The sequence below is a fragment of the Promicromonospora citrea genome, from assembly GCF_013004695.1.
GTDB classification, from domain to species: domain Bacteria; phylum Actinomycetota; class Actinomycetes; order Actinomycetales; family Cellulomonadaceae; genus Promicromonospora; species Promicromonospora citrea.
The window spans coordinates 1-26,055 of the sequence record NZ_JABEMG010000046.1; the positions used below are offsets into that span (position 1 = coordinate 1).

Consider the following 26,055-nt stretch of genomic DNA (forward strand, 5'->3'; position numbering starts at 1 on the left):
CGCCCGCTGAGATCTGGTGGTTGCGGTGGGATCTGGTCGTGCACGACCAGATCTCGACGTGAACACCAGATCTCAGCGGCGGGCCCACCGCCCCTACCGCACCGTGACCGTGCCCTCCAGCACGTTCACGCCGCGCACCGCGTCCCACGTGCTCGCGTTCGCCGTGCGGATCGCGAAGCGCGGGTCCTGCCGCGTCCCGGCGTCCGCCGACGGCAGCGCGAGCGCGAGCGTGTACGTGCCCGCCGGGACGTCCGCGAGCGCCGCGGTCAGCGTGGTGGTGGTGCCGGGTGCCCAGGTGCGGGCGTCGGAGCCGAAGGGCACGGTGACCTGGTGCCCGTCGGTGCGGGTGAGCACGAGGTGGGCAGGGCGGGGCGTGTAGGGGGCGGCCCAGCCGTCGTTGCGGACGCGGACGGTCACGGTCGGGGCCAGATGGCGCCGGACGGCGTCGACGGTGCTGGACTCGAGGACGAACCGGTAGCCGAGGCGCCGCGCGGTCTCGGCGAGGCCTGCCTCGCCCCAGGAGCTGAGCACGTCCTGGTTGTAGTCGCGGTTGAGGTAGCTGTGGTGGTAGCGCGCGAGCTCGGCGGACGCGCTGGCCCACTCGGAGCGGGGCGGGTTGACGGCGCAGGTCTCGCCGCCGACGGGCACGTACCGGCTCTCGGCGGCGAGGTACTCCTGGTCGAGGGTGATCGGGTCGGAGAGGAACGTGCCGAAGTCGTCGGGCGAGGCGAGGAGGCAGTCGTTGTGGTGGCCGACGCGGGCGATGGTCTGCCCGGTCCACGCCTCGTCGGGTCCGACGGCGCTCCCCGCGCCGGACGGCACGCCCAGGAGCCGCTGCTTGGAGAGCATGGTGCGCACCTGCACGGAGCGGTCGGCGGGCAGCTCGTCGAGCAGGGCCTGGGTGACGGCCGAGCGGTTGGCCCAGTCGGCGTCGGTGACGACACCGGGGTCGGCCGGGTCGGCCACGAAGTGGTCGGTGTAGTAGCCCTCGCCCCAGAGCCCGACGAACCCGTTCTGCACGACGGGTATCACGTCGGCGTTGGCGCGCAGGAGGGGGCCGAGCTGCTCGATGTGCGCGAGCACGGTGCTCAGCGGCGCGTCGCCGTACGGGGGCTCGTAGGGCCACTCGCCGCCCTGGGCGTAGGCGAACCGGGTGATCACGGAGACGCCGGCGGCGCGGGCGGTGTCGTAGTCGGCCTGGACGAGGTCGAGGAACGCCTGGTCGAGCTGCGGCGTGCCGGCGAACTTCTCGAGGTAGAACACGCGCAGGATCTGGGTGATCCCCTCGGCGCGGTAGCCCTCGAGGGTGGCCTGGTCGAGCGGGGTGTACCCGGAGCCGTCGGCGCGGTAGTGCGTCTCGGTGTGGTGGTAGAAGCCGCGCTGCGGGTTGGGCACGTTCTCGTCGCTGGGCGCGTAGGTGGCGGTGGTGGCGTGCGGGTGCGGGGCGGGGCGGTGCCGCCCGTGTCCCTGGGCGTAGGCGGTGGGCAGGGCGGCGGACCCCAGCAGGGTCGCGGCCGCGAGCGCGGCGAGAACGCGGGTGCGTCGGTGCATGGTGCGTGTCCTCCTCGTGATGCCTGCCGGGGCGCCGGGCGGCGCCCCGGGTCTCACTTGAGGCCGCTGGAGGCCAGGCCGTCGATGACCCGGCGTTGCAGCAGCACGAACATGACGAGCACGGGGGCCATGGCGAGCAGGCTCGCGGCCATGACCACCGGATAGTCGGTGGTGCGGTCGCCGATGAGGGTGGCGAGCCCGGCGGACAGCGGCATGCGCTCGCTGTAGGTGGTGACCACCAGGGGCCAGAGCAGCTCGTTCCACGACCAGAGCACGGTGGTGATCGCCAGCACGGCGACGGTGGGCCGGGCGAGCGGCAGCATGATCTTCCAGAAGATCTGGAAGGGGTTGGCGCCGTCGAGGCGCGCGGCCTCCTCGAGCTCGTTCGGCATGGACAGGAACGCCGTCCGCATGAGGAAGGTGCCGAACGCGCTGAACAGGCCGGGCAGCACGAGGCCGCCGACGCTGTCGAGCAGGCCGAGGCTCTGGATGATCTGGTACTGCGACAGCAGGTAGACCTGCGACGGCACCATGAGGATGGACAGCACGAGCCCGAGCAGCACGCCGCGCCCGCGGAACCGCATGCGGGCGAAGGCGTAGCCCGCCAGGGTGCAGAACAGGATCTGGGCGAGCGTGCGCAGCACGGTGACCAGCACGGAGTTGCCGAGCTGCTGCAGGAACGGCATGCGGTCGAAGACCTCGGCGTAGTTCTCCCAGTGCAGCTCGGAGGGCCAGAACACCGGGGTGACGCTCTGTACCTCGGCGTTCGTGGACAGCGACATGATGAGCTGCCACACGAACGGGAAGGCCATGACGAGGCTGCCCAGGCCGAGCACGAGGTGCGCGACGACGTGGGAGCCCCTGCGACGGTGGGTCACTCGGTCAGTCACTGTGCACCCACCTCCGCTGGAGCCGGAACTGGAGGGCCGTCAGCAGCCCGATGAGCAGGAAGATGACCATCGCGATCGCCGCCGCGTAGCCCTTGTCGTTGGCCACGAACCCCTCGCGGTAGAAGAAGTAGACGAGCGACATGCTGCGGGGCAGCACCGGGTTGCTGCTGCCGAGGATCGCGTAGAGCAGGTCGAACACCTGGAAGCTCGCGATGACGGTGATGATCAGCACGAAGAAGATGCTCGGGGTCAGCAGCGGCACGGTGATGGCGCGGAACTGCCGCCACCGGGTGGCGCCGTCGAGCTCGGCGGCCTCGTACAGCTCGGGCGGGATGCTCTTGAGCCCGGCGGCAAGCACGATCATGGAGAAGCCGAGCGACGACCACAGGCCGACCACCGCGACGGCGGCGGTCGCCGCCCCCGGCGTCGAGATCCAGTACGGCCCCTCGATGCCGACCACGGCGAGCGCCCGGTTGAGGATGCCGAAGTCGCCGTTGAAGATGACGCGCCACACCATGGCGACGGCCGTCGGCATGGCCACGTAGGGCAGGAAGAACAGCACCCGGTAGACCGCGGCGAACCGCAGGCCGGGCAGGTTGAGCAGGCTCGCCAGCCCGACGGCGATCGGGATGCCGAGCAGCACGATCACCGTGTAGAGCAGGGTGTTGCCGAGCGACAGGTACAGCTCGGGGTCCTGGAACAGCGCGACGTAGTTGTCGACGCCGGCGAACGTCGAGCCGCCGAAGGGGCCGGTCTCGGTGAAGGAGTACCCGGCGGTCTGGACGATGGGCCACAGGTAGAACACGGCGATGCCGGCCACCAGCGGCGCGACGAACAGCCACGGCCACAGGGTGTGCTCGGGGCGGGGGCCGCGGCTCGGGGCCGGGCCGCCCCGCCCGGCCGACCCGGTGCGGGCCGGCGCGGGCGGGGCCGTCTGCGAGGTCGTCACGCGCTCACTCCTCGGCCAGCGCCGCGTCCATCTGCTCGGCCAGGTCGGTCGCGACGTCGGCGACGGGCCGCTCGCCGGAGAAGGCCTGGGGCAGCAGCTCGGTCTCCAGGGCGTTCCACTCCGCGGAGTTCAGGCTGACCGGCAGCGGGCGCGAGTACTCGACGGCGTCGAGGAACACCTGGAGGTCGGCATCGGGCATCGAGGCCGTGAAGGAGCTCTGCGTGCCCTCGAAGGCGGGGATGACGGCGCCCGAGTCGCCCTGCTGCTGCTGGGCCTCCTGCCCGGCGAGGAACACCTGGAGCGCCTGCGCGGCCTGCTTCTCCGTGGACGTGGCGGAGACGACGTTGGCCACGCCGTGGATGACGGTGGCCTGCTCCTCGCCCGACGGCAGGGGCAGCACCGTGACGTCCTCGGCGAGGTCGCTGTCGGTGAGCGCGGAGCGGAACCAGCTGCCGCCCCAGTACATGGCGAGCTTGCCCGAGGTGAACCACTGGTCGGCGGTGGTGTCGGTGAGCTGCTGGATGGACGGCGACCCGCCCGACGCGATGAGGTCCGTCCAGAACTGCAGGCCCGCCTGCGCCTCGGGCGTCGCGTACCCGGAGGCGCCGTCGTCCACGACCGTGCCGCCGGCCTGGAAGATCGTGTTGTAGTACGTGGTCTGGCCGTCCATGCCGCCCGCCGCGCCGTAGACCCCGTCGTCGGCGAGCGCCTCGGAGATCTCGACGGCGGTCTCCTGGAACTCGTCCCAGGTCCAGCCGTCCTCGGGCAGCTCGACGCCCGCCTGCTCGACCAGGGCCGTGTTGACCCAGATGCCGATGGTGTCGAAGTCCTTGGGCACGCCGTAGGAGACGCCGTCGATCGTGTACAGGTCCACGAGCGCCTGCGGGTAGTTCGCGGGGTCGATGTCGCCGGCCTCGACGGCGCCGGTGATCGGCTCGAGCATGCCGTTGGACGCGTACAGGCCGATGTTGGGGCCGTTCATCCAGAACAGGTCGGGCAGCGTCTCGCTGGAGGCCTGGGTCTGCAGCTTGGTCCAGTACTCGGCGAACGGCGTGACGTTCACGGTCACGTCGATGTCCGGGTAGACCTCGTTGAACGCGGCGATGTTCTCCTCGATCGCGGGCACCTGGTTCTGGTCCCAGACGCCGTAGGTGATCGAGGCGGCGAGGTCGGCGTCGGGCGCGGCGTACTCGGCGGCGTCGGCGTCCGGCGAACCGGACCCGCCGCCGCAGGCGGCCAGGGCGCTGGTGAGGACGACGGCGGAGGCCGCGAGGGCCGTGCGCCGGAGCGGTGAGGTACGGCGGGTCGGGGTCATGAGGTGGTCCTTCCGGAAGACTCGGGGGCCGCCGTGCGGCGGGCGAAGTGGTCGAGCACGTGGTCGGGCAGGGCGGGGACGTCGCGCGGGGCGGACCCGTCGCGCAGGGACTCGGCGGCGAGTGCCCCGGCCGCGACGGCTGCGCGCGCCGCGACGGGCGAGACGACGGTCGGCGCGCCGTCGAGCACGTGGTCGAGGAACTCGGTCATGGTCAGCAGGTCGGCGTCGGCGTGGCCGCTGGCGACGCCCTCGATCGCGTGCTCGGCGTCGCCGTCGACCTGCCACTCGTGGCGGCGGTTCCACACCTTGACCACGCCGCCGCCGGTGTCGCCCACGTTCTCCAGGCGGCCCTCGGTGCCGATCACGGTGTAGTTGCGCCAGTAGTCGGGCGTGAAGTGGCACTGCTGGTAGCTGGCCATGACGCCGTTGTCGAGGCGCATCAGCATCATCGAGACGTCCTCGACGTCGACCACCGGGTTGAGGCCGGTCTGCGCCGCGGGCGGCCAGTTGTCGAAGGAGAACCAGTCGGGCATGGTCTCGCCGGTGCGGTCGCGCCGGTCGTCGATGCCGCCGTACACCATGAGGTCGCCCATGCCCACCACGCGGCGGGTGTACCCGGAGGCGAGGTAGTGCACGACGTCGATGTCGTGGCTGGCCTTCTGCAGCAGCAGGGTGTTGGTCCGGGTGCGGTCGGCGTGCCAGTCCTTGAAGTAGTAGTCGCCGCCGTTGCCCACGAAGTGGCGCACCCACACGGCCCGGACCTCGCCGATCTCCCCGCGCTCGATGACGCCGCGCATCGCGCGCACCACGCCCGAGTGCCGGAAGTTGTGCCCCACGTACAGCGGCGTGCCGGTCTCGGCCGCGGTGGTCAGCACCCGGTCGGCGCCGTCGACGGTGATGGCGAGCGGCTTCTCCAGGTAGACGGCGATGCCGGCCCGCAGCAGCGCGACGGCGATCTCCTCGTGCGTGTCGTCCGGGGTGAGCACGAGCGCGGCGTCGGCGGTGCCCGCCGCGATCAGCTCGTCGACGCTCGTGTGCACCGCGGCGTCAGGGTGGGCGGCCTGCCCTCGTCGGCGGCCGGTCTCGGTGGTGTCGACGACCGCGCTGACGCGCGCGCCGGGCCGGGCGTGCGGCACGTGCTCGGCGATCGGCGAGCGGGCGCCGTAGCCGACGACGGCGACGCGGATGCCGTCGCTGCTTGCTGCCGATCCGGTGCGGCTCATGCTCCGCTCCGAGCTCCCGAGCACGACGCCGTGCTCGAACTTGTCACTTTTGCCTCTGAATTGAGCATGTCCAGACACTAGGGGTTCCGGGCGCGCACAAACAGGGGCGAGCGGACCTTTTACGACGCCGTAACACGCGCGCCGATGCTCCCGGGACGGCCGATGGCGGGCCGCTGGGCGTGTTCTGCCTGGTCAGGCGGAGGCGGCGACGACGATCTGCACGCCGACGGTCGCGAACTCGGCGGCGATCTCCGGGGCGACGGGCTGGTCGGTCACCAGCACGTCGATGTCCGCGAGCGGGCAGATGCGCGCGAACGTGGCTCGACCGATCTTGGTCGCGTCGGCGGCGACGATCACCCGGCGCGACGAGGCGCCGATGCGGCGGCTGACCTCCGCCTCGCCCTCGTGCACGGTGGTGGCGCCGAAGGCGGCGCTCAGCCCGTCGACGCCGAGCACCGCGGTGTCGAGGCTGAACTCGCTCAGGGTGGCCCCGACCAACGGCCCGACCAGCTCGTACGACTGGCGGCGCGGCACTCCCCCGGTGACCACGATCTTCACGTGCTCCCGCACGGACAGCTCGTAGGCGATGTTCAGCGCGTTGGTCACGATGGTGACGCCGGGGGCCTCGGCCTTGCGCAGTCGCTCGCTGCGGCCGAGCTCGCGCGCGACCTCGGTGGTGGTGGTGCCGCCGTTGAGCCCCACGGACTCGCCGGGCTCGATGAGCTCGGCGACGGCGCGCGCGATGGCCTTCTTGGCCTCCGCCTGGCGCGCGATCTTGTACTGCAGCGGCAGCTCGTACCCGGACCCGAGCGACGTCGCGCCGCCGTGCGTCCGCGTGACCAGGCGCTGCTCGGCGAGGGTGTTGAGGTCGCGGCGGACCGTCGCCGTCGACACGCCGAGCTGCTCACTGATGTCGGTGATCGACACGCTTCCCCGCTCGCTCACGAGCTCGAGCACGAGGTTGAGTCGCTGCTGCTGCGTCATCGGGGCGCCCTGGGGTTCACGGCAGCATCTTCGCACGGGTGGCGATGGACCGTGATCGATTCTGCTCATGTCGGGGGCTTATGAGCACGGGGTGTGTCGCGTCGGGTGGGCCCGGGGCGGGCGCCGCTCGGGTGCACGACCCGGAGTTTGCTAAGGTATCGCCCGCGGCGTGCCTCACGGTGCGCACGTGCGGGCGTAGCTCAATGGTAGAGCCTTAGTCTTCCAAACTAATTACGCGGGTTCGATTCCCGTCGCCCGCTCAGAGTACGGAAGCCCAGGTCAGAGAGTGTTTCTGACCTGGGCTTCGTGCGTTGTGGAGGGCGGAAACGGCACCGAGTGGCCCTTGTTGGCCCCGTGGGGCTGCGCGCGCCTCGAAGCATGTCCCCGCGCAACCGTCGCAACAGCCGCCGCTCCTCCGGCAACGTCCGCCGGCGCACGCCCGGCCGCTGGGAAGCCAGGTACACACCAGGGTGCGCGGGCGCATCTGTGCAGGCCAGACGCGCACACCACGTCGGCACCCAGCAGTCCCGCGGCGGTGACATTCATCTTCGAGCGTGGCGGGTCCGGAACGACTTCTGAAGACCCTGCGCGGTGGCGAGGAGTTCGTCGAATGCCTCGACAGCCCACGTTGCGGGAGCCACGGGTGGCGTGCCTCCGAGGTGGGCGATCGCGGAGGCCACGATCTCAAACGATTGGTCCCGACGGGGCTGATCGATGATCCGCTCGATGTAGGTCTCCATCGCTCCCAGTGCGTCCGGCCCGGCGAGCGTCGCGCCGACGGCAGCGAGTGGCAGCGCAGAGTCATCGCGGTGTGATTCGGCCATGCCGGCGACGACGGTGTCGCGGACCTCCTCCGCCGGGACTGCCAGGGCGAACCATGCGCCCATAGCCATCCGCCGCCAGTCCCCTGTGCTCAGCAGCCACCGCACCTCGGTCGCGGTGATCTTGCCGCTCGCGCGCATGAGGCTGCGTTCGACGTCGGGCAGGTAGGCGGGCGCGCTGGCACCGCTCATCTTCAGATAGAACGGCACGACGAACCGCCTGTCGATCCGCCCTGTCCCAGGCCCCTGCCCGGGCTTACGGAAGGCCATGAGCCAGACGACGAGCATCCGACGTGCGGTCCGTCAGCAGTTCGATCGCACTCACCGTCCCATCCGTTGTTTCGTCGGCGCGAGTCTGACACCGCGCTAGTACCGGGCCGACAATAGGTGGACACCCGGGCGTCGAACCAGCCGAACCGCGGGACCTCTTTCCCGGCGAGGAGTGGGTCTACCTGCGCAAGGAACCTCGGTAAGGCCTGTCCTGTGAATGGCCTGGCCGCAGGGCCGGCAATGTCCGGGTTGTGGGTGTTGGGCGTGGTGAGGTGACCGATGCGGCCTCCGCGCGGATCGAGCAGTTGCTGCCCTCGGCGGACGGGCCGTGCCGGGGACGAGAGAGGGTACAGATGATCATCGACGCCGACGGACCCTGGACGTCAGCCGCCCGACTCGTCGTCGACGGCGAGCATTCTGGTGTGGAGCACGGCGTCACCCATGCGACGGAGTCGTCAACGCACCCAAGCGGATGAAGATGGGCCGGCCACCTCGCCGAAGACCGTGCGCCTCGGGACACCGCCTTGCCGACCAGTCAGGGCGATCCCCAGGTCACGCTGCCGCCGTGGTTGTGGTAGACGATCCTGTAGTCATTCGCCAGGGCCCAGCGCTCGGCAGCGGTGCGCAGCGTGCCGTTCCCCGAGTTGAGAAAGTCCGTCGCAACACGCTCAACGCCCGGACCGCGCCTCTTGAGCAAGCGGCACAGGATCGCCTCGGTGCCGGGCTGCCCGACCCTGATCGCGACGAGCGCGTACTTCCGTCCGAGCCGATCGACCGTGTACGGCATGGCACGGTCAAGCGCAACGCGATAGCGCGCTCGGCCGACCGCCCGTAATGCCGACGTGATGCGTCGGCCGTCCTGCGGGTCAGGATATTCGCCATCGTCGGTGATCAGTGCTACACCCTCCTCGATCAACGCCATCGCGGAGGCGACCATCGTCATCTCGTGCGGGAGCAGCCCATCGGTGTTCAGTACGTCACGGGAGCCGGCCTCTTTGAGATTCCTGACCGCCGCCGTGTTGCCATCGAGGTAGGCACGGTGGAGCGGGCTGTCGCCCCTGTCAGCACGTTGGTCCAGGTCGGCCCCGTTCCGGACGAGCTCCTCCAACCTTTCCCTGTCCGACGCGGCATCGACGAGCGCCTTCTGCTGCTCACGTGTCTCGATCCTTCGGTCATCCACAGCCAACTTTCGCCTGAACGCTATCTCCTCGAAGAGGAAATAGAGTCCGAAACCTACGAAAGCAAGGAGCACGGGACCTACAAGAAAAGCGAGGACTCCGAGGACAAAGTGCCACTGTGCGCTGTCCACCAACTTCCCTCTTTCCACAGTCTTCGCTTCTGCGATGTCAGCCTGTGACCGAGGGTCCCTGAGAGCGCTCGGGACCCCTCCCGAGGATTGACCGTTGCTCGCCCGCACCGGCCACACGGGCCGTGGTCCGACAGGTGACAGACGTGGCCTATTTGCGCAGCAGCCCCCACGAACCTGCCGACAGAGAGGTCGCACGCGAACGAGGTTGTGCCGTCGTCGTCACGCAGACCTCAGCTCCGCACACCCCGCGCCCTCGGCGTCAGCGACGGCCCGACCGACGCCGGGTCCGGCTTCTTCTTGCCGTCCTCCCCGACCATCCGCGGCGCGGGCTTGATGGGCCACCGCTCGACCACCTGACTCCGCAGCTCGTAGCCCCGCGCGGCGGCCACGACGTCCCACACGACGGCGGCGACCACGACCACGACCGAGCCTGTCAGTGTGACCAGGGCCTGCGTCACGAAGCCACCGAAGGTCTCGTCCGCGTCGCCGTACAGCGACGCGACGTCCGCCATCCCGCCGGTGCCGAGGCTGTACACGGCCCAGCCGAACGTGGTCCCGAGCGCGGCGACGAGGGCCAGGGCCTGCGCGATGAGGACCGGCTGACGATTGGCGTACCTGCGCAGCAGCGCCTGCGGTGGGCGGGGACCGTCCGGGGCGGCCAGCGCCTCACGGAGGATCTGCTGCTCGCGCCGCTGCACCGCCGAGTCGGCGAAGGAGCCGACGACCAGGAGCGCGACCGCCCCCACCATGAAGGCCGCGAACACCCAGGTACCGGCGACGAGCACCATCTCGACGGCGTCGTCGTACTCCTGGCGCGGACCAGGGTCGGTCCTGGTGCGGTAGGGATGGGTGACGAACAGCCAGACCTGCATGAGGCCGAACCCGAGCACGAAGCACGCACTGCCCAGGTACTCGTACCGGGTGGCTCGTCGACGCAGGTGCACCAGGTCGGGCGGGAGCTCGACCTCGTCCTTCGCGGGGCCCGCGGACGTGGCCCGCCGCCACGCGGCCCGCTCGTCGGCCGTGGTCCAGTGCGCGGCGATCTCCAGCCGACGCCAGTGGTGCGCGGGACGGCCTGCCAGCGCGAGCAGCACGAACACCGCGCCGACCCCGGTGGCCGCGAGGAAGCCCCCGAGGATGTGCTGCTCGCTGTCGTTGATCGTGAAGGCCGCGATCACGGACATCAGCAGCCCGATCCCCGCGAGCAGCACGGACATGACGAGGAACGCGAGGAACGGCGGCTCGGCCGCCACCAGGTCGACCTGGCTCGGGTGCGGCACCGCCGTGCGGGGCGCACCCTCCCGGGCGGCCCGGACCAGGGCGCGTGAGGTGATCGCCTCCCGCAGCGCGAACAGCGCCGCGAGCGCCACCCCGGCACAGAGCGGAAGCACCAGCACCGGCATCATGCCGGCCCGGGCGAGCTGGTCGAGCGCACGGCTCAGGGCGGGCTCGCCGGACAGGGCCTCGTCGCCGATCACCGCCACGGCGAGGAGGAGGACGAACGCGGCCCCGATGCCGAGGAGGAACGGGGCGAGCGCGTTGATCGCTCCGTTCACGAGTCGCCCGACGAAGCTCACCGGGTACACGCGCCAGTGCGGCTCCACTGCCGCAGGTCGTCGTGTCGTCATGGCGCCGGCAGTCTATCGATGACCACGAGATGGGGCCCGGCAAGCCTGTCCGCTAGACCTGAAGGGGCGCCGCACCCGTGGCACACTCGCGTCGCAACAGACGCTCGGAGGCACCGGTGCGATCAAACTTCTTCTGGACGGCCAACCGGATGACCGCGGCATGGCTCTTCGGCATGGTCGCGTCCGCCGGCGGCTTCGGCGCGCTCGCAGAGGCTGCTCGCCTGCCGCCGGCGGTCCTCGGCGTGCCGGCGCTACTGGGGTCCGCGGTTCTGATCATCCCGCTCCTGCGGATCCTTGCCCGCCAGGTCGATGGGGTTGCTGCCCACGCGTCCGTGCAGCGACCGCACGGCGTCGTCATCCCCGCTTCGGCCCTGACCCTGTCGTCCGACACCGGCAGAGAGCTCGGCCTCCAGACCGCTGGGCTGAATGCGTCAGGTGGCAGTCCTGTCGCACTGGTCGTGCTGCCAGATCGTGTCGAGGTCTGGAGCGGCCGCAATGAGTCGAAACCTCGTTGGTCGGCCGAGGCGGCCGCCCTGACGGCCACGGTGGGCCTGGTCCGAGTGGGCCTGGCGAACAACTGGGACGTCGTTCGCCTGACGGACGGCACGACAACCCTGGCAGTCTCTCCGCGCTACGGGACGTTGCCGCTCGATGCGGGCGGGGACATCGACCGCGTGCTCGCCGAGCTCGGGCTCGACCCAGCGGCGGTGCGTCGAGCGTCGTCCACGGCGAGTCCCGAGCGGTAGGCAGCGCGCACCGCACATCTGCCGGTACTCCTTGCCATGCCTCCATGGGACACTCCCCCGTGCGCTACGTGACCGTGCAGTCGTCCGACGGCGGGACGATGACCGACGTCCGCCCCTACCTCGCATGGCTCGGCGACCACGCGGACGAGCTGCCTCCCGGCGCCCGAGCCTTCGCGCTCGATCCGGAGCACTACGACTTCTCCCACCCGTGGTCCCCGCGCAGCGCGTCCTTCGACCGGATCTCCACGCGGTTCACCGACGACGGTGTCGAGGTCACCCTGGTACTGGCGGCGTGGGGTGGAGCCCCGCCGGAGTTCGTCGTCCGGTACCGCGGCGTGACCCACGCCGAGTCCGAGGGCGACCACGGTAGTCGCCCACGTTCCGGGCTTCTCGTCGACGAGCTGTTGCCACACACCAACGGTGTGCGCCACGAGCTGGTCTTCACCGGCGGCACCATCACCGTGGTTGCGCACGATCTGACGGCGGGCTGGCGCGGCAAGGCCGGCCCGGAGAGTCCTCGTGATCCGGCCGACGCGACGGTGACGTGGACCTCGCGACGATGGTCTGGCATCTCCGGCATCGGCGACGCATGCTTGTCGCGGACGACTCGTTCGCGACACTCGCCGCATTCCTGGGCGTCCACGTTCGCCGGTCAGCCTCTCCGCCCACCATCCGCGAAGACTGCCAGGCTTGCGCTCGCCGACGTGCGACGAGCAGACCTACCGGCGCCGCTTCTTCAGGTACACAACGAGCTCGTCGTAGGCACCGGCGTCGTTCCCGTACATCGCGTAATTCTTCGCGGTCTCCATCCACTCCCCGATGCTCGGGCGCACGGACCTGGCCGCGTCCTGCAGGTGCCGCTGCGTGATCGGGACCACCCGGCCGGCGGTCATCGACTCCTCCATCGCGGTCTCCGTCGCCTGCTCGCACACCAGCGCCAGGTCGGCGCCCGACGTGCCGTCGGTGGCGCGCGCGATCTTCGCGAGGTCGATCCGGTCGGCCGGCCGGCCGCGCAGGTGCAGGCGCAGGATCGCCTCGCGGCTCTCGACGTCGGGCGGCAGCACGAGCACCGTCCGGTCGAAGCGTCCCGGCCGGAGCAGGGCCGAGTCGATGTCCCACGGGTGGTTGCTCGCGCCGAGCACGAAGAGACCCTCGTTCTCGGTGCCGGCGCCGTCCAGCTCGGACAGCATCTGGTTCACCACGCCCCGCATGGCGGACCCACCGCCGCGCAGCTGCGACCGCTTCTGGCCGAGCGCGTCCAGCTCGTCGAAGAACAGGACGCACGGCCGGTTCCGGCGCGCCGTCTCGAAGATGCTGCTCAGGTTGCGCTCGCTGCTGCCGATCCACATGTCCAGCACGTCGCTCAGGCCGATCTCGTAGAAGCTCGCCCCGAGCTCCCCGGCGAGCGCCCGGGCGATGAACGTCTTGCCGCATCCGGGAGGGCCCCAGAGCAGCAGGCCGCCACGGAGCGACTTGCCGAACTCCCGGCTCAGCTCGGGGTTGCGCAGCGGCGTGAGGAAGGACTGGTCCAAGCGCTTCTTCACGCTCGCCAGCCCGCCGACGTCGGCCAGCGTGACCCCTGCCTGCCCGAGCGTGCCGAGGGTGGGCTCGGCGACGGGCTCGCTGTCGGACCACTGCTCGAGGATCTCGTCGGCGGTGTCGGGGATGGCGGCCGCGGCAGGCTGCGGTGCGTCCGCGACCGGAACCGGGGCAGCCGCGGCGGGGGTGACCGTCGGGGCCGCCGGCGAGAGCGCGTCGGCGAGACGCCCGTAGGACGCCGCCTTCGTCTCGTCGCCGAGGGCTCGTGCGGCACCGGCCGCGACGCGCAGCGCCTCGACGTGGTCGGGTACGGCCGCGAGCACCGTGGTGGCGTGGGTGAGCGCCTCGTCCGGGCGGTCGGCCTCCGCGAGCAGCCTGGCGACGTGCGCGCGCACCTCGTGATTGGCAGGGTCTGCGGTCAGCGCGACGAGCAGTGCGTCGATCACCGGATGCGTCATTCGCCGAACGGTACCGGATCGCTTTGGTCCGCTTTGACCCGTCCTGTCTGGACCTCTACGGTGTGCCTCACTCGTGCTCGATCCCGAGCCACGACCAGTGCGCCCGGGGTGGAACATGAACGAGACGGCTGCCGCCGCAGAACAGCGTGGCCAGGTCCTGCTGGAGCTCGGCCGAGGGCGCGAGGCGGAACAGCAGTTCCGCACGGCGCTGGCCATGACCCCTGACGACCCGGAGCTCCAGGCCCAGCTCGCTCGGTCGCTCCTGCTGCAGGACCGCTACCAGGAGGCGCACGACGTCAGTCGCGACGCCGTCGGCGCGGCGCCGGAGCACGCGTTCGCCTACTCGATCCTCTCCGCATCCCTCGCCGGCCTGGAGCGCCTGCCCGAGGCGCGCACCGCTGTCCGGCAGGCCCTCGCGCTCGCACCGCACGTCGCAGGACTGCACGTGCAGGAGGCGCAGGTGCTGCTGGCGCAGAAGATGCCCGCCGAGGCGCTGGCGAGCACCACGCAGGCACGCGCGCTCGACCCGGAGGACGCCGACGCCGCGGCGGTGCAGGCCGCCGTCTTCTTCGAGCTGCAGCGGTTCGCCGAGGCCGACGAGGCGGTGCACGAGGCGCTGCGCCTGGAGCCGGAGAACGTCGCCGCGCACCGCGTCAAGGGTCTCCTGGCGCTCCGGCGCGGTGGCGGTGCCCCCGCGGTGCAGGCGCATCGGACGGCGTTGCGCCTGGAGCCCACGGACTCCGGTGCACGCGAGGGCCTCTCCTTGTCGCTCAAGTCGCGCAACCCGCTCTATGGGCTCCTGCTGCGCTACAGCATGTGGCTGCAGGCGCAGCCGAAGGGCCTGCGGATCGGTATGGCCTTGGCGCCGATGATCCTGATCCGGGCGCTGCGCCCGTTCGAGGGCCAGCTGTGGGCGGGCGTGCTCCTCGGCCTCGTGATCGCGGCCGTCGTGCTCAGCTGGAGCCTCGAGCCGCTGATGAACACCGTGCTGCTGCTCAGCCGCGACCGTCACGTGCTGGGCCGTCCGGAGCGGCTGGCCGCCTACTCCTTCCTCGGTTTCGCGGGGGCCGGTGTCGCCGTGCTCGCCGTGGGCCTGACGGCCGGCATCCCGATCTTCTCGACCCTGGCGGTCGGACTTGTCCTGTGGGCGATGGCCACCGGCTCCGCCCACCTCGTCCGGCCGGGCCTCGCCAGGGTGCTGATCATCGGGGCCGGGGTCGCCGCCGCCCTCGCGGCCCTGGCGTTCGGCGGCACGCTGGCCGGTCTGGCCGGCCTGGCCGTCGCGGTGACGGTGGTGCTGCTGGGCGGCATCGCGGCGCTCTGGTTCACCGCCTTCGCCTGACCGGTCACCGGCACGACGGGCAGCTCGGACGCAGTTCCGCCCCCGTCCCCCGCGCCGGTGATGGCGCGGGGGGCCGTCGGCGATCACACCCCGTCGATCAGCCTGATCGCCAGGTTCGGGTCGAACGTCCCCGCCGGCACCGACGGCGCCACGCCGCACGGCCCGTCCGAGACCCCGGGCGTCTTGACCCACAGCAGCATCTCGGCCCCGCCACCGACCTGCGCCGGCACACCCAGCCGCCGTCCGGCCGGGTTGCACCACCCGTCGCCGCGCCCGTTGCCGTTGCGGCTGGTGTCGACCACGAAGGGCTTGGTCGTCCCGAGATAGCCGTTCACCGCGTTCGCGTAGCTGACGGACTGGCTCGTCGTGTAGAAGTTCGAGACGTTCACCGAGAAGCCGCGGACGTTGTCGATCCCGGCCTGGTCCAGCCGGTAGGCGATCGTCGACGCGTTGGTCCAGCCGGCGTTCCCGGCGTCGAGATAGGCGTAGGTGTTCGGCGCCTTCTGCTGGAACATCTGCGTCGCGTACAGCAGCATCCCGAGCCGCTCCTCCTTCTGCGCCTGGGTCATGCAGTCCATCCCGTTCAGCGCGTCGGGCTCGATGATCACGACGGCGGGCTTGGTGCCGATCCCCGCCGCGAAGCTCGAGATCCAGGTGCGGTAGGCGCTGACGCTGCCGGCGCCTCCGCCGGAGTGGCCCGCGCAGATGTCCCGGTCCGGGATGTTGTAGGCCACGAGGACGGGCAGCTTGTCCTGCCCGTCCGCACGCCCGACGTAGCTCGCCACCGTGCTGCCGATCGAGGAGTCGTTGCCGAACCAGCGCGCGATCGGCTGGGACCCGATCGACGCCTGGATCCGGGACGCCCGGGAGTCTCCCGCGTTGGTGCGCGCCCAGACCGCGGGGAGCGAGTCAGGATTGACGTAGAAACCACTCGTCATGCCGATCGGGTCGGCTGCTGCCGCGGGTGCCGCCGGGAGAAGAAGTGCGGCGGCGGCTGCCATCGCGGCGAGGGTCTTCAGGATCTTCATTCCGGAGTTCCTCTCTGAGCCCCGGAGCCCTTCCTCGTTGAAAGGCTTCCGTGGGCGGCACGCTGGCGCAGCGCCCCGCCCCCGTCAATTCATCACGGGTCGTGCGACCGAAAGCGATCGCGCCGGCCCGGGCTCAGGCCGTGAAGAGCTCGTCAGCGCTCGATCACGAGCCGACCTCACGCAGCGCGCGCACCACCCGCTCGACGTCGTCGACCGTCCGCCGCGGTGCGGCGGTGTACCGGGGCGCGACGGCGAGAGCGACGTCGCCGTCCGTGATCGAGGCGGCCGGCCACGTCCGCCGGCCTGCGGTCACGGTCCCCGCCGTCGCGTGCACGTCGGCCGGCCGCGCCGACCAGCGCTCCTGGGCGCCGTCGGGGCCGATCCACAGCTCGACCCGGTCACGGAGTATCATGAGAGCGCCCGGGCTCCCGCCGACGGCGAGGTGCCCGGCCGTCGGCAGGCCCAGCGTCTCTCCCACGGCCCGCGACCGCGCCAGCGCGACCACCGGCACGACCGTTCCGCCGGGCCGCGTGCCGGAGACCCGCGCCGCCACGATGCCGGCCTGCCGGTGCTGGATCCGGTCCACCAGGAACAGCATGGCGACCGGCACGAGCACCAGCACGGCCACGAGCACGACGCGCGACCAGTCCCCGAAGACGGGCGGCAGCAGCGTCAGTCCGGCGATCAGCGCGACGAGGACCACCGTTCCCGCCACTGCCATCCGCCGAGCCGTCCAGAAGAAGTTCGACCGCATCCGTGCCTCCCCCGTCCCTGCGGGCAGTCTGCCATCGGGCCGACGCTCGCCACCAGGAAAGACACCCCCATCACACCCATTGCCGTGCGCAGCGACCCAGCCCTGGTAGACATGCCACCGGCACCACAGCGAAAGGGGTAGCACGGATGCAGGACGTCAGGTCCCTGCGGGCGTGGGTTTGGGTCATCGCCGTCCTCGGCTATCTGATCCTTCCGGTCGTCGCGTTCTTCTCGCTCCTGGGCATCGGCCTGGGCGACCTCGTGCAGGCCGGCGGCCCCCCGGGGGGTGTCGCCGGGGTCGGCGTGTTCGTGATCCCGGTGCTGACCTGGGTGATCACCGTGGCTCTGCACCGCGAGCGTCGCACGCACGGCGACACGGCGCGGGACGGCGTCGTCCTGAACTGGATCGGCGGGGTGCTGGTGGCGGGGCTCGTCGTCGGGACGGTGGGCTCGTACGTGGTGCCGCGCGCCGTCGAGTACCTGGAGAGCCACGAGCGCGCGAGCGTCGCGGTCGGTGCGCAGGAGCGTCCCGGGGGCGCTCCCGGTGAGGGCGTCACCGTCTGACGCCCTCCCGCCCCAGGAAGTCCACCAGCACCTGCCGTGTCTGGCCGAGCTCCGTGAGCTGCCGGTCGACGTCGTCCAGCATCTCGGCGACCTTCTCCCGCGCCACGGCGTGGTCCTCGGCGGACGCGGTGCGCGACGCGCAGGCCAGGAGCGCCCGCACCTTCTCCTGCGGGAACCCCATCTGGAACATCATGCGGACGGTGCGCGCGGTGTCGACGGCGCTCTCGTCGTACTGCCGGTACCCGTTGGGGGCGCGGGTCGCGGGGAGCAGCCCGAGCTCCTCGTAGTACCGCAGCAGCCGCGGGCTGACCCCGCTGTGTGCGCTCAGCTCGCTGATGATCATCGCGCGCTCCGTCCTCTTGACCCTCACACCATGTGAGACTTTAGCGTTCCCGCATGACCACCAGCACCCGCCTCGAGCTCGACGTCGACGGCCGCACCCGCACGCTCGACGTCGTCACCGGGCCGGACACCGGACCGCGCACAGCATCCCGCCCGCTCGTCCTCGTGCTCCACGGCTCGCGCCAGTCCGGCGCCACCCACCGCGCCTTCACCGGCGCCGGCTACGACCGGCTGGCGACCGAGCACGGCGCCGTCGTCGCCTACCTCGACGGGTACCGCGGCAACTGGAACGACGCGCGCCGCGAGAGCACGTTCCCTGCACGCCGGGAGAACGTCGACGACGTCGGCTTCGTGCGCGGCGTCGTCGCGCACCTGGCCGCCACGCGCGACGTCGACCCCGGGCGGGTGCACGCCGTCGGCTACTCGAACGGCGGGCAGATGGTGCTGCGCCTGCTGCACGAGGCGCCGGACCTGCTCGCGGGCGCCGCGGTCGTGGCGGCGACCATGCCGACGCCGGAGAGCTTCCTCGCCCCGACGCCCGCGCGCGCACCGCACCCGGTCCCGATCCTGCTGGTGCACGGCACGAAGGACCCGGTCGTCCCCTACGCCGGCGGCCGCTTCCCGGCGTTCACGCGGCGCGTCTTCCACGTCGACGGCACGGCGCTGTCCGCGCCGGAGACGGCCCGTTACCTCGCCCGCCGCAACGGGATCACGGCCGAGCCGACCCACCGGATGCGCACGGCGCGCGACCGCGGCACCTGGATCGAGCAGACCGACTTCCGGCAGGACGACCTGCCTCCCGTACGGCTGCTCACCGTCCACGGCGGCGGCCACACGGTGCCCGGCCCGGGGCGGCAGCCGTTCGTCGTCGGGCGGACGGCGCGCACCCTCGCCACCGCGGACGCCGTCGCCGAGCACCTGGGCCTCGCCGCCGACCGCGAGCGACGCCGCACGTCACGATGAGGCGGCGCGCGTCGCAACTCCCCTGGTCGGACGCCGTCTGACCCTAGGATCGACCCGTGCCGGGCTTTTTCACCCTCCTGTTCGCCGTCCTGGGCCTCGTGCTCGCCTACCGCGACCCGCGCCGCCTCCTGCCCGGGGTGCTGCTCGGGCTCGCCGCGACGTCGCTCGTCGCGTGGGTGGTCAGATCCGTGCTCGAGCTCGGGGCCGCCCTCGCGGGGTTCGACGACACGACCCGGAACATCGTGGGCGGCGTGCTCATGCTCGCCGTCCCGGTGCTGGCAGGTCTCGGCCTGGGCGTCGCGCTCGTGCTCAACGGGGTGACGATGCTGCGCCGCGAGCGCCGCACCCTCGGCAACACGCTGTCGCTCATCGCGGGTGTCGGTGTGCTGGGCGTCATCGGCGCGGGGCTGGTGTCGGTGCTGACGGGCTGGTTGCTGCCCGCTGTCGTGCTGCTGCTGTTCGCGGCCCCGATCGGGTACGTGGGGTTCGCGTTCGCGGTGTTCCTCGCCTGGTCGCTGGTGTACGCGCGGGTCGCGCGGCTGGCTCCTCCCCCGGCGGCCGTCGTCGTGCTGGGGTCGGGGCTGATCGGGGGCCGGGTGCCGCCGCTGCTCGCGCAGCGGGTGGCGCTGGGGGTCGAGGTGCAGGGCGGCGAGCGCCGTCCGGTGCTGGTGCTGTCCGGCGGGCAGGGGCCGGACGAGCCGCGCAGCGAGGGCGAGGCGATGGCGGAGCACGCGCGCGGGCTGGGCGCGCCGGACGAGGGCGTGCTGGTGGAGGGCGCGTCCCGGACGACGGAGCAGAACCTGCGCTACTCGCGGACGCTCCTGGCGGACGCCGGCGTCGAGGGCCCGCTGCTGGCCGTCACCAACGACTACCACGCGTTCCGTGCCGCGACACTGCTGCGCCGGCTGGGCATCGCGGGGCACGCGATCGGTGCGCGCACGGCCCGGTACTACCTGCCGAGCGCGCTGCTGCGGGAGTTCATCGCCCTGCTGCGCGACCACCGGATGCTCAACGCCGTCGCGCTCGGGCTGCTCATGCTGCCGACGCTCGCGTTCGTGGTGCTCTCCCTGCTGCGGCTCTGACGTCGCGTCCGGGCAGGGAATGCGCGGCCCCGGCCTGCGGGTTCGTCTCTACGACGAGCCCCCGAGCCGAAAGAGCACCCCATGCGCATCTCGCTCCTCGACCGCACCCGCACCCGCGTGGGCGAGTCGGACGCCGACGCGGTCGCCGGGACGATCGAGCGGGCCGGACGCGCCGAACGCCTGGGGCTGCACCGGTTCTGGGTGGCCGAGCACCACTCCGTGCCGGGCATCGCGAGCGCCGCGCCCACCGTGCTGCTCGCCGCGATCGGCGCGCGGACCCGCACGATCCGGATCGGCACGGGCGGCGTCATGCTGCCGAACCACACGCCGCTGGTCGTCGCGGAGCAGGTCCGCCTGCTCGAGGCGCTGTACCCCGGGCGGGTCGACGTCGGTATCGGGGCGTCCCTCGCATTCAAGTCCGCCATCCGGCGGGCCCTGGGCCGTACGACGCTCGACCCGCAGGAGCACGAGCGCGCGGTCGAGGAGCTGCGGGCCTACCTGCACGGCGGGTCCGACGACGACGTCGTCGCCAAGCCGCACGTCGCCGCCCCGCCGCTGTTCGTCCTGGCGATCAAGAGCGGCCTCGGGCTCGCGGCCCGGCTCGGGCTGCCCGCGGTCATCGGCGGGCCGCTGCTGCACGACACGGCGGCGGCCCGGGCGTACGCGCGGGACTTCCGCCCCAGCCCCGGGGTGCCCGAGCCGTACCTGGTGGCGAGCGTCGACGTCGCGGTCGCCGCGACCGCGGAGCGCGCCCGCGACCTGCTGCTCCCGGAGGTCTGGGCGCTGGCCAGCTCGCGCGAGAGCGGCGGGTTCACCGCGCTGCGCCCGGTCGAGGAGGTGCGGCGTCTGGTCGGCGGGGCGAGCCCGAAGGTACGGGAGTCGGTCGAGCGCGGGCTGGGGTCGGTGGTCGCGGGGACGCCCGACGAGGTCGCGGACGCGGTCGCCGCGCTGGCCGAGCGCACGGGGGCGGCCGAGATCATGGCCACGACCAGCACGTACGACCGCGGCGACCTGGCCGAGGCGGACGAGGCGCTGGCGGGGCTGCGGTAGCCGCCGTCAGCGCGCGGGGTCCTCCACGCGGGCCCGGTGCAGCTGCGGTTCGGCACCTCCGGGAACCGTGGTCGTCCAGGCCACGCCCGCCCCCGCCACCCCGACGTCGACCGTCCTGCCCGGAAGCCGGTACGGGCGGCCGCCGACCAGCACGTACCCGGTCGTCCCGTCCGTCCAGGCGACGAGGCTCCGGTCGACGTCGAGACCCGTCGGCTCGGCCTCCAGCTCGACGACCGTCACCGTCCGCGACGCCCGGTCGAGCACGTACAGGTCGCTGCCGAGCGCCCAGGCGAGCGTCTGCTCGGAAGCCGCCAGGGAGGACACCGTCTCGGTGCCGTACCCGCCGGCGGGCGGAAAGCCGACCGTGGGCCGCACCACGTCGGCGTCCGCCTGGCCGCCGAGGTCGAGGCCTGTGCGGACGTCGTTCGTCGCCCACTCGACGCCGTCGGGCGTGGCGGCGAACGCGGTCGTGTCGGCGACGACCGTCCGGGCGGCGCCGGTGTCCAGCCGGATCCGGGACTGCACCGCCTGCCCCTGGCCGACGTCCCGCCGCAGGTGCAGGTACTCACCGCTGAGCCCGATGCGGTGGTCGACCGGCACGGGCTGCTCGTCCGACTCCACGAGCGTGCGCACCTCGGGGTCGTGCACGTCGTCGATCACCCGGACCGCCCACGGCGACAGGACGCTCTCGGGGCTTGCCACCTCCAGCCACGCCAGCCGGTCGCCCTGGCGCACGACGTGCACGATCTCGGCGTCGTGGCCGGCGAGACGCCCGTTGTGCGCCACCGAGCTCTCCCCGGTCCTGTCGAGGAGCCGGAGCACCAGCATCCGGTCGGGGTAGGGGTCCGAGCCGCGGAGCGCCCCCGCGAGCTCGAGGATCTGCACCACGGAGCCGTCCGGTTCCAACGTGCCCGTCAGCCCGGTCGACGCGGGCGAGCGGGACAGGTCGTCGACCACCGTCTCGTCGACCAGGATCCCGGCCGCGGCCGACGGTGCCGTCGCCACGTCGAGCCGGACCGGGCACCAGGCCTCCAGCCAGGACGGCTCGGCCCGCCCTGCGCAGGTTCGCGGGGCGGCGTCGGACTCGCCGTCGGGCCGCTCCAGGCCCACGAGCGAGCGGAACCACTCGCTCCCCGGGAGCGCGACGGGCCCGATGCCCGGGACCGACACGGGCCCGGCCAGGAAGAACGCGACGAGCAGCGCTGCGACGCCACCGAGCGCGGCCTGCGCCGTGCGACGACGGCGCAGCGCCCTCCGGCTCCCGGTGAGCGTCTCGCCCGCGTCGCGGGCCGGCACCGGGATGTCCGCGAGGTCGGCGCGCTCGAGGATCGCGCGCAGGTTCTCCAGGCCGCGTGCGTTCGCCGACTTCACCGTGCCCACCGTCCGTCCCAGCTCGTCGGCGACCTGCGCCTCGGTCAGATCCAGCAGGTGGCGCATGACCACCACCCGGCGCTGCTGCACCGGGAGCTGCGCGAGCGCCCGCACGAGCTCGTCCCGTACCGCGACACGGGCCGCGTGGTCGGGGGTGTCGGGGAGCCCGATCGCGTCGTCCCCGGGCAGGTCCGTGCGGTGGGTCCGGCGCCACGTGTCGGTGCGCAGGTTCACGAGGACACGGCGCGCGTAGGCGCGCGGCTCCGTCCGCACCGCGTGCCACGACCGGTAGGTGCGCTCGAACGTGCCCTGCACGAGGTCCTCGGCACGGTAGGCGTCACCGCACAGCAGGTAGGCGGTGCGGAAGAGGTACGGCCGCACCTCCTGTACGAACGCGACGAACTCCTCGTCCCGTGACCGGACCACACGGACCTCGGCCCGCTCGGTGACATCGATGCTCATGTCCCCCACGACGCACCCCCTGCCCGGAAGGTTGAGCCGGGTCCTCGATCCCCCCGGGCCGACGGGTGGCGGGTCCCAGGGTGCCACCGCCTTCGGCCTTGCGAGCGCCGGGCACCCACTCTCGGTTACCGTCTCCCCTTGGCCGGCGGAGGCCGGTCGAGGGCTGATGCGAGGGGGTTCGCTGTGCGCGTCGAGACGGGGACCGGGACGACTGCCGGGGCGCCGGGGGCGCCCAACACCGACTTCTCCGCCTTCGTGAAGCCGAGCACGTTCCCCTGGGCGCAGACCCAGCGCGTGGTCGACGCGGTGGCCCGGCTGGAGATCGAACGGTCGAGGGTCGCGCGGGCGGTCGAGCTCAACCAGCCGGTCGCGGCACGCCTCATCGGCCGGGGCCCTGCCGAGATCAACGGCGCCCTCGCCGAGGCCGCGGGCTCCTGGCGCATGCTCGAGTCGATCTGCCGCACCGGCTCGGTCGAGCAGCTCCGGGTGAGCCTGCCGAACAACGCGTACTTCATGGAGCGCGGCATGCGGATGATCAGCATCTGGAACCGCTCGGGCCTGGACGCGGACGCCCGCCTCATGCTCTCCGGGGAGGACCCGAGCGTCTACTACTTCGCGTTCGCGCCCCTGCAGATGAAGATCATCGACGGCGTCAGCGTGCTGCTCGAGGGACCCGTGGTCCAGGGCCAACGCACCGTCATGGACGTGCGTGACACCGCCTGCCTCACCGCGGCACGCGCCTACTGGGACGCCGTCGTCGACACCATGTACCCCTGCGAGGCGGAGACCGCCGTCCTCACCGAGCTGACCCCGCGCCAGCGCCGCATCGTGACCCTCATGCTCACCAGCTCCACCGACGAGGAGATCGCCGACAAGCTCGGGCTCAGCGTGCGCACCGTGCGCTCCGACATCGCGACGGTCCTCGACCTCCTCGACGCGCCCACCCGCTTCGTCGCGGGCGTCCGCCTGCGCGAGCGGCTCAGCATCGCGGGGCCGCACGCCGGGGCGCCACCGGCCTGACCGGCGGGTTGCAGGATCCTGCAACCTGTCTCCCCGTCTCTACGGCACGCTCCGGCACAGGTCGGGGCCAGGTCACCTCCGTGCGCACCTCTGCGCGCTGAGGTGACCGCCGGGGGCACCGACCTTCTTCCTCCCCAGACGAAGGAACGTGCATGAGACATCAGACAATGCGGCGCGCCGTCGCCGTCCCCGCCCTCGGCGCCGTGGTCCTCGCGACCCTCGCCGCACCCCCCGCGCTCGCCGTGGTCGGTGCGCCCGGAGCCGCGGACGTCGAGCACACGGTCCGCCTGGACATCGGCACCGACGAGTCGACCACCCGGGCGTGCTCCGGCGCGCTGGTCGCACCCGAGTGGGTCCTGACCGCCGCGAGCTGCTTCGCGGAGGACCCGGCGACCGGGCACGCGGTGGCAGCAGGCGCACCGGCGGTCCCCACCACCGCGACCGTCGGTCGCGAGGACCTGACGACGTCGGACGGCGCGGTCCGCGACGTCCTGGAGCTCGTTCCGCACGAGTCCCGCGACCTCGTGCTCGCCCGCCTGGCGGGGACGGTCACGTCGGTGACGCCGGTCGCGGTCGGTACGGCTGCACCCGCGGTCGACGAGGTGCTCGCGGTGCCCGGGTACGGCCGCACCGCGACCGAGTGGTCGCCCCTGAGCCGGCACACGGGGACCTTCGGCGCCGGTGCACCGGTCGGCGCCGACCTTCCTCTCTCGGGTCTTGACGGCTCGGTGGTGTGCGCGGGCGACACCGGGGCGCCTGTGCTGCGTCCCGCCGCGGGAGCGGGCTACGAGCTGGTCGCTGTCGCGACGCGCTCCTGGCAGGGCGGCTGCTTCGGGTCCGACCCCGAGGAGACGCGGACCGGCGCGCTCGCGTCGCGCGTCGACGACGTCAAGGACTGGGTCGACACGATCATCCGGAGCCCGCGCATCGTGGACTTCAACTGCGACGGGGTCCCGGACGTCGCCGTCGCCGACCCGGACGCCACCGTCTCCGGCAGTGCACGCGCGGGCCTCGTCCGCGTGATCTACGGCGGGGGCGTCGGGAGCGCGGAGATCACGCAGGCGTCGCCCGGTGTCGAAGGCGGTCCCGAGACCGGCGACCAGTTCGGGTTCAGCATCGCGACCTACGACGCCGACCTCGACGGGTGCACCGACCTGGCGGTCGGCGCACCGTACGAGGACCTCACCACCGCATCGGGAACCGCGGTCGCGGACACCGGCTGGGTGCACGTCATCCACGGTCACCCGGACGGCCTGACGGCACGCACGGACATCACGACCTACGTCCAGGGCAAGGGCGACGGCATCCTCGGCGCGGCGGGCCGAGAGGCGGGCGACCAGCTCGGGTACGCGATCGACGCCGGGCACACCGAGGACGGGACCCCCTTCCTCGTGATGGGTTCGCCCGGTGAGGACCTGGCCGGCCATGCGGACGCCGGCATCGTGTACTACGTGCAGGGCGACCGCCCCACGACCGGTTTCAACCAGAACACCACCAACTTCGGGAGCGACATCGAGACCGGCGACCGGTACGGCAGCGTGGTCGCCGCCGACTCCCACGTCATCGCTGTCGGGGCGCCCGACGAAGCCGTCGGGAGCTATGCGAAGGCCGGCATCGTCCACCTGGTGACCCACGAGATCGGCAGCGACGGCTACCCGGTCTATCTGGCCGGGCTCCAGCAGGACCGCGAGCAGTCCTCCGACATCTCCGAGGCAGGCGACCAGTTCGGCGCGGCGCTCGACCTCGTGGAGTACCGCCCAGCGGGTGCCTCGGGCCCGACCGACTCGCTCCTGGCCGTCGGGTCCCCCGGCGAGTCGCAGACCAACTACAGCACCGGGGTCGACCGGCCGGCCGCCGGCCGTGTCGTGATGTTCCACGTCCCCGCGGTCGGGACGTGGACGGAGATCGGCGAGATCGGTCAGACCGACGTCGCCGTGCCCGGCGACGCCGAGGCGAACGACCGGATGGGTGCCGCCGTGGCGCTCACCAACACCGACCCGGCAGCGGTCGGGACGCCCGAGACCGTGCACGTCGCGGTCGGGATCCCCGGCGAGACACGCAACGGCGTCACCCGGTCAGGGCTGATCCAGGTCTTCTCACCGCTCGGCTCCCTCGCCGACACCGCGTTCGAGCTCGTCCCGGGCACCGGCGGCATCCCAGGCACCGCCGTCGCCGAGGAAGAACTGGGCACGTCGCTGTCCGCGACCTCGACGCACCTGTACGTCGGCGTTCCCGACGGCCCCAGCCCTTACGGGGTGGCGCACGCGGTGCCCTGGGCCAACGTGAGCGGTGGCACCGCCGAGCCTGTCACCACCTACCAGCCCGGCGCCGGCGGTCTGCCCGCCGCCGGGGCGGCCTTCGGCTCCTCGATCCGATGACGCGCCCGACCGACAAG

22 protein-coding genes and 1 tRNA gene are annotated in these 26,055 nt (G+C 72.2%); 9 read left to right on the forward strand and 14 right to left on the reverse strand.

All coding sequences use genetic code 11. The annotated features are described in order from the left end of the window. Positions 1-93 precede the first annotated feature (93 nt). The 6 genes from HLB15_RS10875 to HLB15_RS10900 all read right to left on the reverse strand — a co-directional run bounded on the left by HLB15_RS10875 (position 94) and on the right by HLB15_RS10900 (position 6,912). Positions 94-1,551, reverse strand: a complete 1,458-nt coding sequence (locus tag HLB15_RS10875; RefSeq protein WP_171105504.1) for a DUF4832 domain-containing protein — start codon at positions 1,549-1,551, stop codon at positions 94-96. A gap of 53 nt (positions 1,552-1,604) precedes the next feature. Then, positions 1,605-2,441: a carbohydrate ABC transporter permease gene (locus HLB15_RS10880; protein ID WP_229785533.1), complete on the reverse strand. Its 837-nt coding sequence runs from the start codon at positions 2,439-2,441 to the stop codon at positions 1,605-1,607. Continuing rightward, positions 2,434-3,390 carry a carbohydrate ABC transporter permease gene (locus HLB15_RS10885; RefSeq protein WP_171105506.1) on the reverse strand — a complete coding sequence of 319 codons (957 nt, stop codon included), beginning with the start codon at positions 3,388-3,390 and terminating at the stop codon, positions 2,434-2,436. The genes HLB15_RS10880 and HLB15_RS10885 overlap by 8 nt, the downstream gene beginning before the upstream one ends. A 4-nt stretch (positions 3,391-3,394) precedes the next feature. Then, complete coding sequence (locus HLB15_RS10890) at positions 3,395-4,705, reverse strand: ABC transporter substrate-binding protein (protein WP_171105508.1); 1,311 nt, start codon at positions 4,703-4,705, stop codon at positions 3,395-3,397. Then, the gene (locus tag HLB15_RS10895; protein WP_171105511.1) at positions 4,702-5,928 is read right to left on the reverse strand and encodes a Gfo/Idh/MocA family protein; all 1,227 of its coding nucleotides are present in this window, start codon (positions 5,926-5,928) and stop codon (positions 4,702-4,704) included. Before HLB15_RS10895 ends, HLB15_RS10890 begins: the two co-directional genes overlap by 4 nt. Positions 5,929-6,120: 192 nt before the next feature. Beyond that, positions 6,121-6,912, reverse strand: a complete 792-nt coding sequence (locus HLB15_RS10900; protein ID WP_171105512.1) for a DeoR/GlpR family DNA-binding transcription regulator — start codon at positions 6,910-6,912, stop codon at positions 6,121-6,123. A 189-nt stretch (positions 6,913-7,101) separates the two neighbouring features. Between HLB15_RS10900 and HLB15_RS10905 the strand changes: the two genes are divergently transcribed. Then, positions 7,102-7,172: transfer RNA gene (locus HLB15_RS10905), tRNA-Gly, on the forward strand. A 282-nt stretch (positions 7,173-7,454) separates the two neighbouring features. Here the strand turns inward: HLB15_RS10905 and HLB15_RS10910 are convergent. The 3 genes from HLB15_RS10910 to HLB15_RS10920 form a co-directional block, all read right to left on the reverse strand. Then, the gene (locus HLB15_RS10910; RefSeq protein ID WP_171105514.1) at positions 7,455-8,021 is read right to left on the reverse strand and encodes a DUF6000 family protein; all 567 of its coding nucleotides are present in this window, start codon (positions 8,019-8,021) and stop codon (positions 7,455-7,457) included. A 517-nt stretch (positions 8,022-8,538) separates the two neighbouring features. After that, positions 8,539-9,312: an ankyrin repeat domain-containing protein gene (locus tag HLB15_RS10915; RefSeq protein WP_171105516.1), complete on the reverse strand. Its 774-nt coding sequence runs from the start codon at positions 9,310-9,312 to the stop codon at positions 8,539-8,541. Positions 9,313-9,542: 230 nt separating this feature from the next. After that, complete coding sequence (locus tag HLB15_RS10920) at positions 9,543-10,940, reverse strand: amino acid adenylation domain-containing protein (protein WP_171105517.1); 1,398 nt, start codon at positions 10,938-10,940, stop codon at positions 9,543-9,545. 116 nt (positions 10,941-11,056) lie between these two features. Between HLB15_RS10920 and HLB15_RS10925 the strand changes: the two genes are divergently transcribed. After that, positions 11,057-11,686 carry a hypothetical protein gene (locus tag HLB15_RS10925; protein WP_171105520.1) on the forward strand — a complete coding sequence of 210 codons (630 nt, stop codon included), beginning with the start codon at positions 11,057-11,059 and terminating at the stop codon, positions 11,684-11,686. Positions 11,687-12,405: 719 nt separating this feature from the next. Here HLB15_RS10925 and HLB15_RS10930 read toward each other — a convergent pair. Next, entirely contained in the window at positions 12,406-13,683 is a 1,278-nt protein-coding gene (locus HLB15_RS10930; protein WP_171105522.1) for an ATP-binding protein, read from the reverse strand. Positions 13,684-13,798: 115 nt separating this feature from the next. Here HLB15_RS10930 and HLB15_RS10935 point away from each other — a divergent pair, with 115 nt between their 5' ends. After that, the gene (locus HLB15_RS10935) at positions 13,799-15,025 is read left to right on the forward strand and encodes a tetratricopeptide repeat protein (protein WP_171105524.1); all 1,227 of its coding nucleotides are present in this window, start codon (positions 13,799-13,801) and stop codon (positions 15,023-15,025) included. An 83-nt stretch (positions 15,026-15,108) separates the two neighbouring features. Here the strand turns inward: HLB15_RS10935 and HLB15_RS10940 are convergent, their stop codons facing one another. Together HLB15_RS10940 and HLB15_RS10945 are read right to left on the reverse strand one after the other, a co-directional pair. Beyond that, positions 15,109-16,053, reverse strand: a complete 945-nt coding sequence (locus tag HLB15_RS10940) for a glycoside hydrolase family 6 protein (RefSeq protein WP_171105526.1) — start codon at positions 16,051-16,053, stop codon at positions 15,109-15,111. A gap of 163 nt (positions 16,054-16,216) precedes the next feature. Next, positions 16,217-16,807, reverse strand: a complete 591-nt coding sequence (locus HLB15_RS10945) for a hypothetical protein (RefSeq protein WP_171105528.1) — start codon at positions 16,805-16,807, stop codon at positions 16,217-16,219. Between the two features lie 146 nt (positions 16,808-16,953). On the opposite strand from HLB15_RS10945, the gene HLB15_RS10950 reads away from it, so the two are divergent. Beyond that, positions 16,954-17,370: a hypothetical protein gene (locus HLB15_RS10950; RefSeq protein ID WP_171105530.1), complete on the forward strand. Its 417-nt coding sequence runs from the start codon at positions 16,954-16,956 to the stop codon at positions 17,368-17,370. Here the strand turns inward: HLB15_RS10950 and HLB15_RS23755 are convergent. Further along, a complete protein-coding gene (locus tag HLB15_RS23755; RefSeq protein ID WP_311979569.1) occupies positions 17,360-17,740 on the reverse strand; it encodes a MerR family transcriptional regulator in 381 nt (126 codons plus the stop codon). The two genes, HLB15_RS10950 and HLB15_RS23755, sit on opposite strands and share 11 nt — an antisense overlap. A 26-nt stretch (positions 17,741-17,766) precedes the next feature. Here HLB15_RS23755 and HLB15_RS10960 point away from each other — a divergent pair, with 26 nt between their 5' ends. The 3 genes from HLB15_RS10960 to HLB15_RS10970 all read left to right on the forward strand — a co-directional run bounded on the left by HLB15_RS10960 (position 17,767) and on the right by HLB15_RS10970 (position 20,807). After that, the gene (locus HLB15_RS10960) at positions 17,767-18,675 is read left to right on the forward strand and encodes a CE1 family esterase (protein ID WP_171105533.1); all 909 of its coding nucleotides are present in this window, start codon (positions 17,767-17,769) and stop codon (positions 18,673-18,675) included. A 56-nt stretch (positions 18,676-18,731) separates the two neighbouring features. Then, positions 18,732-19,757, forward strand: a complete 1,026-nt coding sequence (locus tag HLB15_RS10965) for a YdcF family protein (RefSeq protein ID WP_171105535.1) — start codon at positions 18,732-18,734, stop codon at positions 19,755-19,757. Between the two features lie 81 nt (positions 19,758-19,838). Next, on the forward strand, positions 19,839-20,807 hold the full coding sequence (locus HLB15_RS10970) for an MsnO8 family LLM class oxidoreductase (RefSeq protein ID WP_171105537.1): 969 nt from the start codon (positions 19,839-19,841) through the stop codon (positions 20,805-20,807). 6 nt (positions 20,808-20,813) lie between these two features. On the opposite strand, the gene HLB15_RS24170 is transcribed toward HLB15_RS10970, so the two are convergent. Then, a complete protein-coding gene (locus HLB15_RS24170; protein WP_171105538.1) occupies positions 20,814-22,640 on the reverse strand; it encodes a SigE family RNA polymerase sigma factor in 1,827 nt (608 codons plus the stop codon). A 183-nt stretch (positions 22,641-22,823) separates the two neighbouring features. On the opposite strand from HLB15_RS24170, the gene HLB15_RS24800 reads away from it, so the two are divergent. Together HLB15_RS24800 and HLB15_RS10985 are read left to right on the forward strand one after the other, a co-directional pair. Continuing rightward, on the forward strand, positions 22,824-23,660 hold the full coding sequence (locus HLB15_RS24800) for a helix-turn-helix transcriptional regulator (RefSeq protein ID WP_171105540.1): 837 nt from the start codon (positions 22,824-22,826) through the stop codon (positions 23,658-23,660). A 152-nt stretch (positions 23,661-23,812) separates the two neighbouring features. Next, positions 23,813-26,038 carry a trypsin-like serine protease gene (locus HLB15_RS10985; RefSeq protein ID WP_212759745.1) on the forward strand — a complete coding sequence of 742 codons (2,226 nt, stop codon included), beginning with the start codon at positions 23,813-23,815 and terminating at the stop codon, positions 26,036-26,038. Positions 26,039-26,055: the final 17 nt, after the last annotated feature.